The sequence below is a fragment of the Parabacteroides sp. PFB2-10 genome (assembly GCF_029893085.1).
GTDB lineage: Bacteria > Bacteroidota > Bacteroidia > Bacteroidales > Tannerellaceae > QVMG01.
Genome location: NZ_JARXWI010000005.1, coordinates 159,178 through 174,164, shown reverse-complemented (window position 1 = coordinate 174,164; position 14,987 = coordinate 159,178). Strand labels below are relative to the sequence as shown.

The 14,987-nt window shown below is 47.1% G+C and carries 8 protein-coding genes; 4 read left to right on the top strand and 4 right to left on the bottom strand.

What is annotated here, in order from left to right; genetic code table 11:
- Nucleotides 1-31: 31 nt before the first annotated feature.
- The gene (locus M2137_RS06330) at nt 32-1,348 is read right to left on the bottom strand and encodes a hypothetical protein (RefSeq protein ID WP_280765616.1); all 1,317 of its coding nucleotides are present in this window, start codon (nt 1,346-1,348) and stop codon (nt 32-34) included.
- Nucleotides 1,349-1,372: 24 nt separating this feature from the next.
- Nucleotides 1,373-4,078 (bottom strand): carboxypeptidase-like regulatory domain-containing protein, encoded by a 2,706-nt coding sequence (locus tag M2137_RS06325; RefSeq protein WP_280765615.1) that lies wholly within the window; start codon nt 4,076-4,078, stop codon nt 1,373-1,375.
- 502 nt (nt 4,079-4,580) lie between these two features.
- Between M2137_RS06325 and M2137_RS06320 the strand changes: the two genes are divergently transcribed.
- A complete protein-coding gene (locus tag M2137_RS06320; protein WP_280765614.1) occupies nt 4,581-5,795 on the top strand; it encodes an ectonucleotide pyrophosphatase/phosphodiesterase in 1,215 nt (404 codons plus the stop codon).
- A gap of 123 nt (nt 5,796-5,918) precedes the next feature.
- Here the strand turns inward: M2137_RS06320 and M2137_RS06315 are convergent, their stop codons facing one another.
- Nucleotides 5,919-7,394, bottom strand: a complete 1,476-nt coding sequence (locus M2137_RS06315; RefSeq protein WP_280765613.1) for a RagB/SusD family nutrient uptake outer membrane protein — start codon at nt 7,392-7,394, stop codon at nt 5,919-5,921.
- Between the two features lie 28 nt (nt 7,395-7,422).
- Nucleotides 7,423-10,515, bottom strand: a complete 3,093-nt coding sequence (locus M2137_RS06310; RefSeq protein WP_280765612.1) for a TonB-dependent receptor — start codon at nt 10,513-10,515, stop codon at nt 7,423-7,425.
- 766 nt (nt 10,516-11,281) lie between these two features.
- Between M2137_RS06310 and M2137_RS06305 the strand changes: the two genes are divergently transcribed.
- From M2137_RS06305 to galK, 3 genes are read left to right on the top strand one after another with little or no spacing between them, the layout of a single operon-like run.
- Nucleotides 11,282-12,364 (top strand): aldose epimerase family protein, encoded by a 1,083-nt coding sequence (locus M2137_RS06305; RefSeq protein WP_280765611.1) that lies wholly within the window; start codon nt 11,282-11,284, stop codon nt 12,362-12,364.
- Between the two features lie 31 nt (nt 12,365-12,395).
- Nucleotides 12,396-13,730: an MFS transporter gene (locus M2137_RS06300; RefSeq protein ID WP_280765610.1), complete on the top strand. Its 1,335-nt coding sequence runs from the start codon at nt 12,396-12,398 to the stop codon at nt 13,728-13,730.
- A 48-nt stretch (nt 13,731-13,778) separates the two neighbouring features.
- A complete protein-coding gene (gene galK, locus M2137_RS06295; RefSeq protein ID WP_280765609.1) occupies nt 13,779-14,924 on the top strand; it encodes a galactokinase in 1,146 nt (381 codons plus the stop codon).
- Nucleotides 14,925-14,987: the final 63 nt, after the last annotated feature.

Below are 14,987 nucleotides of genomic sequence, written 5' to 3'. Positions count from 1 at the left end.
CCTTTTTGGGTTTATCGTATGGCTTACAAGCCTATCTTCTCTTGGCAGGTGCCGCGATTTCGTAGAATACCTTCTTGTCTTTATCGTACATAAATGAAACGATATTCCATCCGGCTCTGTTGCCTCTGTACACATTATAGGAAACATCATAGCTCAATTCCGGGTTAGGATCGGAATAAAGAGCCGGCAATACATGAGAGGCAAAACCTTCGGATATTCTCTTATCCATCAGAGCCTGAAGCTGATCGTCCGACAAGGAGGCATACTCATTGTTCGGGTCGTTTGCCTTCCAGTTCGTATAGTTGTTGTTAACCTCACCCCATTTAGCGGCAGATCCGTAATAGAATTCATTCAGATCGTCAACCCAATAAGCATATTTGTTGTTCTTTACCCACTCAACCAAGTAGAGCAGTTCATCTTTTTTAATGGTTACCTCTACACTACCACCGATCAACAGATTCAGACTCCAATTGGAACCGTCGTATTTCATATCGGCAATCTTGGTTGTAACCGTCATAATCGGAGCGTATGGGTCGTAACTGTTCCAGTTCGTGCCGTCGAATTCATACACAGATGTTTTGGTAATTACCGCACCTTTCTCTAAATAATTATAGACAACGACTGCCGTTTTTTCCGCAATTGCATACGGATACTGCATACGCAGGAAGGAACCCAGGTAGCCATCTATATTCATGGCTGAGGTGAAATAATTCTTTTCTCCCGGTTCATTCGTGCCATTACCCATCTCTTTGTAGTCGTCGGCGATAAGCGTGTAGTAATAACTGGCAATAAAACTGTTTAGTTCCGTTTTGTCCCAGCCGTACGCCTCTTTTTTAAAGCTTGTAGTAAGGGTTTCTTTCTTGCCGTCTGCCTCATTAAAGAGGTAATAGAGGGTCACGATATCTCCTTCTTTTAAGGAGGCATATTTCTTGGCGACAAAGTCAATTAAGTAGCCGTTAATGTCCATTGAGGCATCGAAGTAGTCGTGTTCACCGGGTTGTCCGGCTCCTTTCCCCATCGAATCGTAGTCTTCAGCCTTCAGACTGTAATCCTCTTTAGGCAGAGAGAAGCCGGGAGTAGTTTCTCCATAGAGGATAGATACTTTAGCCGTCGAGTTCTTATCGTTGTAGAGATAGATGCCTTTCAGCATTTTGTCTACCGCTGTCGTTAATGATGTGCGGTCGGTGAAATAGCCCTCGTCGGGATATTCGCCGGTGTATTCGCCGCTATATGCCACCACATCTGTCACCAGATTGCTATCGTAACCGCTGAAATGCTCTTCGTTATAGTCACATCCGGCCAGAAAAAGGATGGCCAGTAAGCTTATATATATGTTGATCTTTTTCATAATCCTGTTTTCTTTTTGAGGGGGTTAAAAATTAACTCTGAACTTAACTGACATCTCACGTCCTAAACCGTAGAATACACGCGTTGCCGACGACCAGTTGTGTGACGATCCGTCGTAAGCGCTTTCGATGTATTCCTGGTTGAACAGGTTGGATATGTTACCGCTGACAGAGGAGGCCAAACCACCGATCTGGAAAGAATAGCTGGCATAGAGGTCGAATACGTGAGCCGATGGTATCTTCCATGGCTTCTCATACTTTGTTTCGCCGCCAATCTTCAGGTCGTTATTGATCGGTGTCCAGTCGGCATAATTGCGATCGGTGAAGAACCAATCAGCACCGAAGCTGATGTCTTTGGTCGGTTTGAATTTGATCCCGGCAGACAGCGTGGTCTGTGCTGAGCCACCTACTTTCACTCCGTCCATTTTGAATGTCGATTTGGCGTGGTCGGAAGCACCAACACCGGAGGCTTCCGTATAGTCGGCGGTGATCGGCTGTCCGGCTGAATTGTAGAAATAACCGGTAGCAGTTCCGTTCCATCGCCAGTTGCCCAGTGAGAAGCTGCCGGTGATGTCTAACCATCTAAATGGATGAACCGCCAAGTCGATTTCCAGCCCTTGGTGGATGGCATCGACTCCCTGCATATTCACCGTGTAGCGGTCGCTCTTATCGGTGAAATCACCTAAGCGAGCCATGGTTTTATCGTTCCAGTTGGTATGATACAGGTTCAGGTTGGCCGACAAGAAAGAGGTGCGGACACCATAACCCAATTCTACGCTGAATATCTTTTCGTTCAATGCCTCTTCGTTGATTTCATTGCTTGTGGTCGATTGCAGGAACACGCCGCCGTTGAACTGTGGAGCGCGGCTGATGTAACCAATATTCATAAATATATTATGATAGTCGTTCAAGTTGTAGTTGGCTCCGCCTTTGAGGTTGAATCCCCAATTGGTAACAGTTTCTGATTTGGCATGATCTTCGTCGTAATAGAAGCGGTCGTAGCGCCACTGGGTCGATTCGTTTACCGAACCGGAAGCAAACGCGCTTAGTCCCCCCAAGGTATATTCTGCCTGTCCAAACAGACCTCCCTGGATGATATGGCTATCGTAATCGCGGTACACCACGTCGCCTACCGTCAGTTTTTCTGTCAGGAAAGAGGCGTTTTTGGCTGCGCTGTTGTTTTCTTCCAATACATTAGAGCGGTTGCGTACGTCTACATAGTAGGCACCATTCATCAGGTCGCTGATCTCTGCCGTATGCATTCCTTTGTAATAGCGGGCATCGATACCTCCGGAGATATTCAGGTTCTCATTCAGTTCGCGTTCGTAGGTCGAGAGAAGTCCATACCAACGATGCTGGTTCTTGTTCAACGCCAGAATCATTTGTGAGCCATTCGTGCTGTTTTCGTTCATCTCCTGGATCTGATCGTATGCAAAGGTGCCGTCGGCATTTCTGTATTTTGTGTTCAATACGCCGTTGCTTACGCCATACCAGCCGTTGGCCATCGAAGAGTCTGTTCCTTCACCACGCAGTCCCCATCCGTCGCCGATCGACATATACAACGCCGTACTCAGCGATGATTTCAGGTCTATCTGCCATGAATGGTTGAGGGATAATTGCGGTTTGTGGTATTTGTTCTTCGCCGATGTGATGCGTTCGCCATTCTTTCCGAATCCATAAGTCGCATTGTATCTGTACAGGTCGCCATCCGGCATATATTGCTGCATCGACTGCCATCCTTTGATGGTCAATCCGTCGTAGCTGCCCCGCTGGTTGTGTACCTGGGGAGCGCCGAATCCGGTGAATGAGATCTGGTGCGAGTCGCTGATCTTTTTGGCGATGCTCAGGAAGTAGTTGTATGATTCAAACTCCGTTCCCTGCACATAACCGTCGCCCCATGTTTTGCCTCCCATCAGGGTGAGCGCCCAGCCTGATTTGCTCAAGCCGGTAGAAACAGAAAATAACACTTTGTTATATCCGTCCGTTCCCATCGTATAGCTGGCGAAACCTCCTTTTTTGGCATCGATCGTACGGGTTACGATATTGATCGATCCGCCGACAGAAGGCGAAGATACCTTGGATGCTCCCAACCCGCGTTGCACCTGCATATAGCGGGTCACGTCGGCCAGTCCGGCCCAGTTGCTCCAGTAAACGCCACCCCATTCCATATCGTTCATGGGAACCCCGTTTACCATCACAGCTACGTTTTCCGATTTGAAGCCGCGCAGATTCACTTTGGCGTCGCCAAAGGCGCCACCGTCCCGGGTAACATGCACACCCGGTGTGAGTTTCAGTATTTCCGGAAACTCCTTTACGCCCAGTCGTTCGTCGATGATCTCCGGCGTTACGGTAGCCATAGCGACAGGAGTTTTCCTATCGATAGCAATAGAAGAGGTGATGGTCACGTCGGCCAAACCGATGGCGTCGATCTCCAACGCAATGGTGCCGATGTCAATACTGGCAGATCCGGCAATTGTCCGGGTAATATCTTTATATCCAAGAGAACGGAAAATCAATGTAGCTCCGGGAGCCACCGTGATTTCAAATTTCCCATCCACATCGGTCACGGCCCCTTTGGCTGTTCCCTTTTCCAAAATCGTAGCGCCCACTAAAGGCTCATTACTCTCTGCGTCAATCACCATCCCGTTAACTACGGTTTGTGCCTGGAGACCATTCGCACAAAAAATAGTTAAAATAGCTACTAAAAAGAAATGGATTACATGTTTTCCCATACCATGTCTACTGTTTATAGTTAATAGTTAAAATTAAACAAAATAACGGTTTTGTTTTTTTAGCACATGCAAATATAACGAGTATTTTCATTCTTTAACGGATAGAGGCTGTTAAATTGTAAATTATTCATGGCGTGCGGACTCTTTCCGGTAAGGTTCAGTTATATGGGGTCACCCATAGTTGGATTGAATGCCCGAAATGTTAAAATAGCGATTGTAAGCAAAACGGGCGTTTTACTTACAAATCCATACGTTAAAAAGTGTTTCTCCCGGGAGTTTGTCTCCGAAGTCCTGCCTTTTTGCGCGCAAAGTCCTGCCGAAATTACAAATCGTAAATTGGGGGTTTTGTCCGAAATGTACAATTTAACGTTTGTTGACATTCTGAAATGACATTTTTGTTCTACCATGTCGACAACCGATAAAGGGTGGCATAGGAAGTAAACGGGCGGCGTTTTAGAAAAAATAATAACTACCTTTGTGTCTCTTTAGTAATAGAGTGTGTATGAAAAAAAGAATCATTTTTGTTTTCCTGGCCATTAGCGCCGTTCTCTATTTTTTCTATGCGAGTTCATCTCAGGATTCAAAAGCCGACCGTTATGTAGTCGTCCTGTCGTTGGATGGTTTTCGTTCCGACTATCCGGAAATGGCGCATACGCCCACCTTGGATTCCCTTGAACGGGTAGGAGTGAGGGCTGATTTCCGTCCCTGCTTTCCCAGTGTGACCTTTTCAAACCACTACGCAATGGCAACCGGATTGCATCCCGACCATCATGGGTTGATCAATAACTTTTTTTATGCGGAAGACCTCGATAAGATCTATACCATAGGCAACCGGGAAGCAGTGGCTAATCCCGGCTTCTACGAAGGGGAACCGATCTGGAACACGGCCGAACGACAGGGGGTGAAAGCGGCTAATTACTATTGGGTGGGAAGCGAAACCGCCGTCAATGGCCGTCAACCCTCCATCTGGAAACCGTTCGATAGCGATGTGCCCTTTAAAAATCGTGCCGATTCGATTCTGGCATGGCTTCAGTTGCCGGAAGAGGAACGCCCGCATCTGTTGATGTGGTATATAGAAGAGCCAGACGCTATCGGCCACCGAGCCACCCCCGATTCGACAGCCACCCGGCAGATGGTGGAAGAACTGGATCAGTTGTTGAACTATTTCTTTACCGAAGTGCGCCAACTGGATATTTTCGATCGCATCGATTTCATCGTTCTTTCCGATCATGGCATGGCAACCTATTATCCGGAAAACTATGTCAACCTAAATGACTACCTGCCCAGGGATAGTTTTGATCATGTGTTCGATGGGGTTCCCACCCTGTTATATACGAAGGAGAGCTATCGCGAAACCGCCTATCAGATACTGCAAGCGGTGCCTCATATTAAAGCGTATAAAAAGGAGGAGATTCCTTCCCGCTTTAACTACGGGACGCATCCGCGAGTGAGCAACCTGGTGGTTGTGCCGGAAATCGGGACATACGTGCAGTTTCGTGCCGACGCTGCACCCCGTTATGCTGCCACGCATGGCTACGACAATTATGAACCCTCCATGCAGGCCATCTTCTATGCCGCAGGCCCCTCGTTCAAAACGGGAGAACGCTTGCCGGCTATTGCCAATGTGAATCTCTACCTGTTGATCTGCAAGCTACTCGAACTGGATCCGGCTCCCAACGATGGGACGGAAGAGGAGGTCGCTCTGATCCTGAAATAGTCACGGAGATGACCGGGAACCGGTAGCTTTTGGACGTGAGAAAAATAAAAAAGCGGGTGGCCATCGACCACCCGCTTGAAATCTCCAACACACAATCAGGACGATAATATCCTGTTAATTTGTTTAGGGCTTGTACTCTCCACTATAGGGATTCTGATCGCCGGCCGGCCAGATATCGTCTACCAAAGCGTCGTTGTTGAGCAATTCGGTGTTCGGGATTTGGAAGATAAAACGCCAGGAACGAGCCGGGAATTGGTGGCTACCGCCATAAGCATCGTGATTGCCCGCGCGCACCAACGGTTTTTGGGTGCGGACAAGATCGAACAGGGCATGACCTTCGCCATACATTTCTTTGCGACGTTCCAGCCAGATGGCTTCCAACAAGTCGTTGCCCGACGCCTCTGTGCGTGTGGCGTTGCGCATTTCCTGAAGCTTCCACAGTAGTTCTTTGGCTTCCTTCTCTTTCCCCTGATAGGCACAGGCTTCGGCGGCTGCGAGGAGCATCTCTTCCGTACGCATAAAGACAATAGAACCCCGGCAATCATCTTTGTCCCGGAATTTGTAGGATGCCCAGATGATGCCCCACCAGCGCTCGATTTGTTGGAAGCGAATATCGCTTTCATCGAAATAGTCGACAAACACGTCGGCCAGGTAGAAGCATTGGAATGTGTAACAAGAGCGTGTGCCGTTAGCCCACATAGCGAAGGGTGAATAATCGTGCATGTTTTGCTCTTCTGTCTGACGCATACCCCAGATCCAGGACGGAACGGTCTCGTCGCTGAAGCCGCCTGTGTATTGTTCGTTGGTGGTCAGCGGATATTTATTTAATAGTTTCTTGGCGTATTCTTCGCATTTGGGCCAGTTATGCATCACTTGATACACTTGTGCCAATACGCCTTGTGTGACTGATTGGTCGAACGTATTGATCCGGCTTCCGCGGTTGAATCCTTCCAGCAAGGTTTCGGCAGTCGTCAGGTCGGCCACTATCTGTTTGTAGGTCTCTTCCAATGTGCCGCGCGGTTTGCCTTCGGTCTGATCGTTCGTTGGTTCCAGGTAGATAGGAACGCCGGGCATATTTTTAGCAATGATATAGGTTTGTTGGAACAAGCGAGCCAGGTTGAAATAGGCCCAGCCGCGAATGGCATGTGCCTGCCCTTTGATATGTTGCTTTTCCGTTTCTGATCCGCTACAATTATCCGTATAGGCGATGATGGAGTTGACATTGTTGATCAACCGGTAATGAAAACGCCACAACTGACTTGAGCGGAAGATGTCGCCGCGGGTATGTCCCCAGTAGTTGTAGTCATAGCCATACCAGCCGTTCCATACAATCATATCTTCACCAAACACATCAGACATCATTTGGATAGTCGGGATACCCCAATCATCCTCTCGATTGGCACCTCCGCCATTGTAAGCGCGCATGTGATAGTAGGAACCGTTCAGCGCGGCCTGAGCGCCGGCTATCGTATTAAACACGTCGGTATCGGCCACCGAAGTGGAAGGGGTCGTATTGAGGAAATCGCTACAGGCGGTGACCATAAGTGCTACAAGCGCTACGAGGCCGGTAAAGCGAATGGAATTTATTATCTTTTTCATATTTATATACTTGTTGTAGGTGACTGTCTTATAGATTTAACTGTATGCCGAAAGAGATCGACTGGGTGGTCGGGAAGCGGTTGCCAGTTGTTCCGGAAACAGACTGTTCCGGGTCGGTTCCCCGCTTCTGTGCACTTCCTAATGTCAGGAGATTGTCGCCTTGCACAAACAGACGCAGTGAATTGATGTCGAAACGTGAAGTCAACGATTTCGGCAGGGTATACCCTACAGTCAGGTTACGCAAGCGTAAGAAGCTGTTGTCGTACAGGAATTTTGTGGTGTACGATCCCATATAGCTGGAATAATAGGTAGAAATACGCGGAAGCGAAGCATTGGTATTGCTTTCACTCCAACCTTTGAGCATATCCGGATGCATGCTGTAACCGGTACGGTAGGACATCATCTGTGCGTAGTCGCCGTCGTATAGTTTGCCGCCAATGCTGTAATAAAGCATAAACGACAGGTCGATACCTTTATAATACAGGTTGTTTGTCAATCCGCCGAAGATCTTTGGAATGGCGTCGCCCAGGTATTTCTTATGTTTGTCGCTGGTCACCTCATTATAGTTCTCTGTTTTCTCGCGGTCAACCAATATCTCCTCATCTCCTACTTTTTCATATATATTCTTCCAGTACTGGTCGCGTCCGTTCTCCGGATTCACACCGGCATATTCGATACCCCAGAAGTTGTAACGCGATTCGCCTTCCCGCCATTTGAAATAACCGGCGTTGATCTCATCTTGTGGCAGTTTGGTGATTTTGTTCTTGTAGTGCGTGCCATTGAAGGCAATGTTCCAACGGAAGTCTTTGGAGTGGAACGGCGTATAGCTGAGCTGGAACTCGATACCCTGGTTTTGCACGTCGCCAATATTACGGTCGATGCTGCTGAAACCGGTAGAAGGAGCCATCGGCATGCCGAAGAGCAGGTCTTTTGATTTGCGCTTAAACCATTCCACTTCACCGCTTAGTTTGTTGAAGATAGCGAATTCAAGACCGACGTTAAACTGTAGGTTGGTTTCCCATTTCAGATCCTTATTGGCCAGACGGCTGATATTGACACCTGCCTCGCTGTAGTCGTTGTTGCCGGTAGCATACAGCCCCTGATAGGCATAATAGGTGTTTAACTGGTCGTTCCCTACTGCTCCGTAGCTGGCTTTCAGTTTCAGGTTGTCGAGCCAATGATAAGAAGACATAAACTCTTCGTTGGAGATACGCCAGGAGGCACCCAGTGACCAGAAATTCCCCCAGCGGCTATCCGGATGGAAGCGCGAAGAACCGTCGGTACGGAAACTACCCGACACATAATAACGGTCTTTGTATTCGTATTCCATACGGCTCAGCCAGCTCAACAGGCGGTACTTATCGTAATACGAACGCATGGAAGCCATTTCGGATGCAGAATCAATCTCTGTCAGTCCCAGGAAAGGAAGCCCTCTTTTGGCTGCTTGCAGATATTTGTAGTGCATGGAGTAGGCTTCCTGCCCCAACAGAACGTTTACGCGATGATCGCCGAAGGTTTTATCGTAGGTCAACAGGTTATTGATCGTATAGGAGATATTCTGTTTTATTTCTTTATACACTTCCCCGCCATACCCTGAAGCATAACCATACTCGGGGTTGGTATATCCGTCGTAGGTCTGGTTGAAATGGTCTACACTGAAGTTGGTGCGGAATTTCAGTTCCGGCAGGAAGGTTATCTCGAGGTAATTACGGGTAGATATATTGTTGGTCGTTTCCGGCGAAGGGTTATAAGCCGCATCGGCCAATGGGTTCCAGGCTGTCCATGCCGTACGGTCGTCTCCGTAATCATATATCTTGTTGCCGTTGCCATCCTGTTTATAATCTCCCGTTGCCGGATCCCATACATAGACCGGATAGGTCGGAGAAATCGTGCGGAGGAACCAGATGGTCCGGCTGTCTAACCATACTTCCCGTACGGCATGGGAAAGAGAGGTGTTGGTGCCTACCTTAAGCCAGTTTTTAACCTGGTAGTTTAGGTTTGAACGAAGTGAAAAACGTTCGAATTTCTGTGCGGCAAAGATCCCTTTATCGTTTACGTAACCGCCCGAAAAGAAATAGTCGGCCTTATCGTTCTTTCCGCTGAAATCCAGGTTGTATTCCTGGCGCAGACGCGATTTCAGAATCTCGTCCCGCCAGTCTCCCCAGAACAGCAGCTGGGCGTTTGGATCCATTTCGCCATTCAGGCCTACCGGTTGATCGATATTGAACGGGTTGATCTTGAGCTCGTTCTTTAAGTAGTTGGTGGCGTATTGATTAGAGTCGTCGGCATTATAGCCTTGGTCTTGCCGTCCATTGCGCATGGCTCGCCAGGTTAGGACGGTGAATTCCTCCGGCGTTAAGGCGCGTGGCAGATCGACTGCCAGATTGGAATACCCCCAGGTGGAGCGGAAATTGATTTGTCCTTTCTCGGAAGATCCCTTTTTGGTCGTGATCATAATTACTCCGTTTGCCGCGCGTGAACCGTAGAGTGCGGTGGCCGAAGCGTCTTTCAATACCGTCATTGATTCGACATCTGCCGGGTTGATCGCGTTCATGATACCGTCGTAAGCCACCCCGTCGACTACGTACAACGGAGAGCTGGAGGCATTCATCGAACCGATACCACGGATCAGGATCGAACCGCTATCGCCCGGTTGCCCGCTGCTGTTGATTACCTGCACCCCGCTGCTCTGTCCCTGGAGCGCCTGCGTGATGTTGGAGGTGGTGATCTTTTCTAAGGCTTCGCTTTTGACGACGGTGGCCGACCCGGTGAAGGTCGATTTCTTTCCTGTACCGTAGGCCACAACCATCACTTCATCGATCGCAACAAAATCCGGCTCCATGACAACCGTCAGGCTGTTTCCTGTAATAGGTACTTCCATGGTTTTGTACCCGACGTAAGTGAATTGGAGACTTTTGGTCCGTTCGTCTATTCGGATCGAAAATTCTCCGTCTACATTCGTGGCGACGCCGCGCATGCTTTGTCTGTCCATCACTGCAACACCAATCATTGGAAGTCCGTCTTCCGAGGATGTTACCTTGCCTGTAATTTGCCTTTCCTGTGCCAGCATACATTGTAGCGACAACACAAGAATAACTAAAACAACACTCAGTTTTCTCATATACATATTTTAAATTTAAAGGTGAAATAGTCTCAATAGCGCGGAGTGTGTAGGTAACATTAGCGCATACAACACCCCTGTCCGGGTATAAAGCTTACCCATGAACACGATAGCAAAAACCCTCCCGACCATATAGGCAAGGGGGCGTGGTCTTCTCTTAGCTAAATGCTAATGAAATGCTAACAGGAGGACGTTGATTGTGATACTTGTGTTTGCCATGAATTTGAGTTTTTGTCGTAAGTTTAGATTCTCAATCCACACACATTTTGTGTGAATGTTTTGTTAGATTAAGTCGGCCAAATGTAGTGTTAATTTTAATAAATCCAATTTTTTTCAGAAAAAAAGTAACAAATAGATATGTAAAGGGCATTTTTATGTACTGAAGATAAGCCCCTGTTGTCTTTACGATACAAGTGTTAGCAAATGTTAATATCTCTATTTTCTCAGAAAACCTCAACTATCATTTTGACAAAAACGCAGGACTTTGCGCGCGAAAAGGCAGGAGTATTTTTTCAAACTCCCGGGGGAAACATTTTTTAACGTATCATATTGTAAAGCAAAACGGCTATTTTGCTTACATTTTGCTTTTTAACATTTCGGAAGAAAATATACAAAACCTACATAATGCTTACGTAGAATGCAGGGAAACAAACTGTAATCGTGGATAAAAGTTAAATCTATGTTATACAACATAAATCATGTCGGATTATGCTTGGGATAAGTCTGTACTTTTACAGGCAATTTGTACAATTAAATTGAAATTTTCATGAAAAACGAAAAGACTCTATCCGGCTTGGATATTGCGGATTTCAGCAAACAAGTGGATGGAAAAGAGACGGCTCTCTGTGTACTAACGAATACGGCCGGTGCAGAATTAACTATTACGAACTACGGTGCAAAAATTGTCTCTCTGATGGTTCCCGACAGGTCGGGTAAACTAGTCGATGTAGTGACCGGCCATAAGAATATAGATGACTATCTGACATCCGAAGAACCCTATTTTGGGGCGGTTTGCGGACGTTATGGCAACCGTATCGCTAAAGGTACATTCACACTGGATGGTGTTGTATATGATAAATTGCCGATCAATAACGGTCCAAATAGTTTGCATGGGGGAGTGAAAGGCTTTAATGCTGTGGTTTGGGATATGGTGCAGAACGATGCCCAAACAGTGACGTTGACCTATACCGCTGCCGATGGTGAAGAGGGGTATCCGGGGGAATTGAAAACCTCCATTGTTTATCAGTTGACCGACACCAATGAATTGATTATCTCCTACGAGGCAACCACCGATAAACCAACCGTGTTGAACCTGACCAACCACTCTTATTTCAACCTATCCGGAGCAGGCGACCCGTATGTGGGCGATCATTTATTGGAAATCAATGCCGACACCTATCTTCCGACCGACGATACGGCGATTCCTTACGGACCGGCAGAAAAGGTGGAAGGAACTCCGATGGATTTCCGTACGCCGTTTGAGATTGGCGCCCGTATTGAGGATGATTTCCAACAGTTGATTTTTGGTAACGGATATGATCATACCTATGTATTAAATAAAAAAGAGGAAAACGAGCTCTCGTTCTGTGCCCGTTGTTCTTCTCCCAAAACCGGAATTGTAATGGAAACATATACCACAGAACCGGGTGTTCAGTTGTATTCAAGCAATTGGACTACCGGTAATTTTGAAGGGAAACCGGGGCAGTATTACCCGAAACGTTCTGCGTTGTGTCTGGAAACGCAGCATTTCCCCAATAGCCCGAATTGTCCGGATTATCCTTCGACAGTGCTTCGTCCCGGCGAGACTTTCAATAGCAAGACAGTATATGCCTTTACGATTGAAAAATAATCTATTCAAATAACTCAAAAAAACATTGTTTATGACACAACAAAAACAACAAAATGGTAGTATCATCGCGATTGTTACCATGTGGATTCTTTTTGCGATGATTTCATTTGTTACCAATCTGGCTGCTCCCATTGGAGTAATCTGGAAAAATCAACCCGAACTGGCCGGTTCTAACTTCTTGGGCATGTTGGGTAATATGATGAACTTCCTCGCCTATCTGTTTATGGGTATTCCGGCAGGTAAGATGCTTGTTAAGTTCGGTTACAAGAAAACCGCTTTGGCGGCTATTGCCGTTGGCTTTTTAGGCGTATTAATTCAATTCCTTTCCGGAACTTTAGGCGTAGGATCGACCCTGTTCTCTTTACCGTTGAATTTCTATGTTTATCTGTTAGGTGCATTCGTATCTGGTTTCTCTGTATGTATGCTGAATACTGTGGTGAACCCGATGTTGAACCTCCTGGGAGGTGGCGGCAACAAAGGCAACCAGTTGATCCAGATCGGTGGCACATTCAACTCGCTGACCGGCACATTGACACCTATGTTTGTAGGATCTTTGATCGGTATGGTTACGCTGGAAACAGCTATCACCGACGTTAATCCGGTGTTGATGACCGCGATGGGCGTATTTGCCGTGGCATTTATTCTCCTGTCGTTTATCCCTATTGCCGACCCGGATGCTGACAAGAAAAAAGGAAAAGAGATCGTGTACGAAAGAAGCCCGTGGGCTTTCCGTCACTTTGTGCTGGGAACGATTGCCATCTTCGTGTATGTTGGTGTGGAAATCGGTATACAGGGAACATTAAACTTCTACCTTTCGGATGTGACTGACAAAGGAGCCGGCCTGGATCCTGCCCTTGCGACGACGATCGGTGGTTTCGTAGCGGGTACCTATTGGTTCATGATGATGATCGGACGTTTCCTGGGAAGTCTTGTCGGTGGCAAGGTGTCCAGTAGAGCTATGTTGACCGTTGCTTCCGGATTGGGTACCCTATTGGTCTTATTGGCTATCTATTTGCCTAAGACTGTTCTTACCTCTATGCCTGTGTTTACAGGATCTTCTTTTGATATGGTTCAGGTGCCTATTGCTGCTTTACTATTGGTATTGTGCGGTCTTTGTACCTCAATCATGTGGGGAGGTATCTTCAACCTGGCAACCGAAGGATTGGGCAAATATACCGCTGCCGGATCAGGTATCTTTATGATGATGGTCGTTGGTGGAGGTGTTCTACCGCTGGTGCAAAACTGGATAGCTGATATTTCTACCTATATGACAAGCTATTGGGTAATTGTTGTCGCTCTGCTTTATATGCTCTATTATGCGTTGATCGGAAGCAAGAACGTAAACAAAGATATTCCGGTGGATTAAATCCGTGGAAACAGAAATTCACTACATATATTTTAGGAGATTTAGATTATGATGAAACAAATTAGAGAGAAATTCCAGGAGAAATTCCAGACAGAAGGGAATGTGTTTGCTTCCCCCGGGCGTATTAACCTGATAGGTGAACACACCGACTATAATGGCGGATTCGTATTCCCCGGTGCGATTGATAAAGGAATGATTGCAGAGATCAAACCCAACGGAACAGGTAAGGTGCGTGCTTATTCGGTCGATCTGGACGATTATGCAGAATTCGGATTGAACGAAAGCGATCTGCCGAAGGCCGGTTGGGCGAAATATATTTTTGGTGTATGCCGCGAGATTATCAAGCGTGGCGGGCAGATTCAGGGATTTGACACGGTGTTTGCCGGCGATGTGCCGTTAGGCGCGGGTATGTCTTCTTCGGCTGCCTTGGAAAGCACCTATGCATTTGCCTTGAATGAACTCTTTAGCTTAGGCATTGATAAGTTTGAGCTGGCAAAGATCGGACAGATGACCGAACACCATTACGTGGGTGTGAACTGCGGAATCATGGACCAGTTTGCCTCTATCTTCGGAAAAGAGGGAAGCCTGATCCGTTTGGATTGCCGTTCGCTGGAATATAAATACTTCCCGTTCCATCCGAAAGGGTACAAGTTGGTATTGTTGGATACGCTGGCAAAGCATGAGTTGGTGGATTCTCCTTACAACAAACGCCGTCAGTCGTGCGAAAATGTGGTGGCAACGATGCGCCGCAACCACCCGCATGTAGAATTTCTGCGTGATGCTGATATGGATATGCTCAACGAGGTGAAAGCCGATGTGAGTGCGGAAGATTATATGCGTGCCGAATATGTGATCGGGGAGATCCAACGCGTATTGGATGTATGTGATGCGCTGGAACGCGACGATTACGAAACGGTAGGCCAGAAAATGTATGAAACCCATTATGGTATGAGCAAGCTGTATGAGGTGAGCTGTGAAGAGCTTGACTTCTTGAACGACATTGCAAAAGAATGTGGCGTGACCGGCTCGCGTGTGATGGGTGGCGGCTTTGGCGGATGTACGATCAACCTGGTGAAGGACGAATTGTATGATGCCTTTATTGCGAAAGCGTTCAGTGCTTACAAAGAGAAATTCGGTTTCGAACCGAAGATGTATCCTGTTGTGATTAGCGACGGAGCTCGTAAGTTGGTATAAGGATTGATTTTCAATTTATATAAAGAGAAGGCGTTATCGATAGCGATAACGCCTTTTTTGTGT

What these genes read in the sequence shown, in the direction of transcription:
- M2137_RS06330 (WP_280765616.1), bottom strand. Translation starts at nt 1,348, where the DNA reads ATGAAAAAGATCAACATATATATAAGCTTACTGGCCATCCTTTTTCTG.
- galK (WP_280765609.1), top strand. Translation starts at nt 13,779, where the DNA reads ATGATGAAACAAATTAGAGAGAAATTCCAGGAGAAATTCCAGACAGAA.
- M2137_RS06310 (WP_280765612.1), bottom strand. Translation starts at nt 10,515, where the DNA reads ATGAGAAAACTGAGTGTTGTTTTAGTTATTCTTGTGTTGTCGCTACAA.
- M2137_RS06325 (WP_280765615.1), bottom strand. Translation starts at nt 4,078, where the DNA reads ATGGGAAAACATGTAATCCATTTCTTTTTAGTAGCTATTTTAACTATT.
- M2137_RS06305 (WP_280765611.1), top strand. Translation starts at nt 11,282, where the DNA reads ATGAAAAACGAAAAGACTCTATCCGGCTTGGATATTGCGGATTTCAGC.
- M2137_RS06320 (WP_280765614.1), top strand. Translation starts at nt 4,581, where the DNA reads ATGAAAAAAAGAATCATTTTTGTTTTCCTGGCCATTAGCGCCGTTCTC.
- M2137_RS06315 (WP_280765613.1), bottom strand. Translation starts at nt 7,394, where the DNA reads ATGAAAAAGATAATAAATTCCATTCGCTTTACCGGCCTCGTAGCGCTT.
- M2137_RS06300 (WP_280765610.1), top strand. Translation starts at nt 12,396, where the DNA reads ATGACACAACAAAAACAACAAAATGGTAGTATCATCGCGATTGTTACC.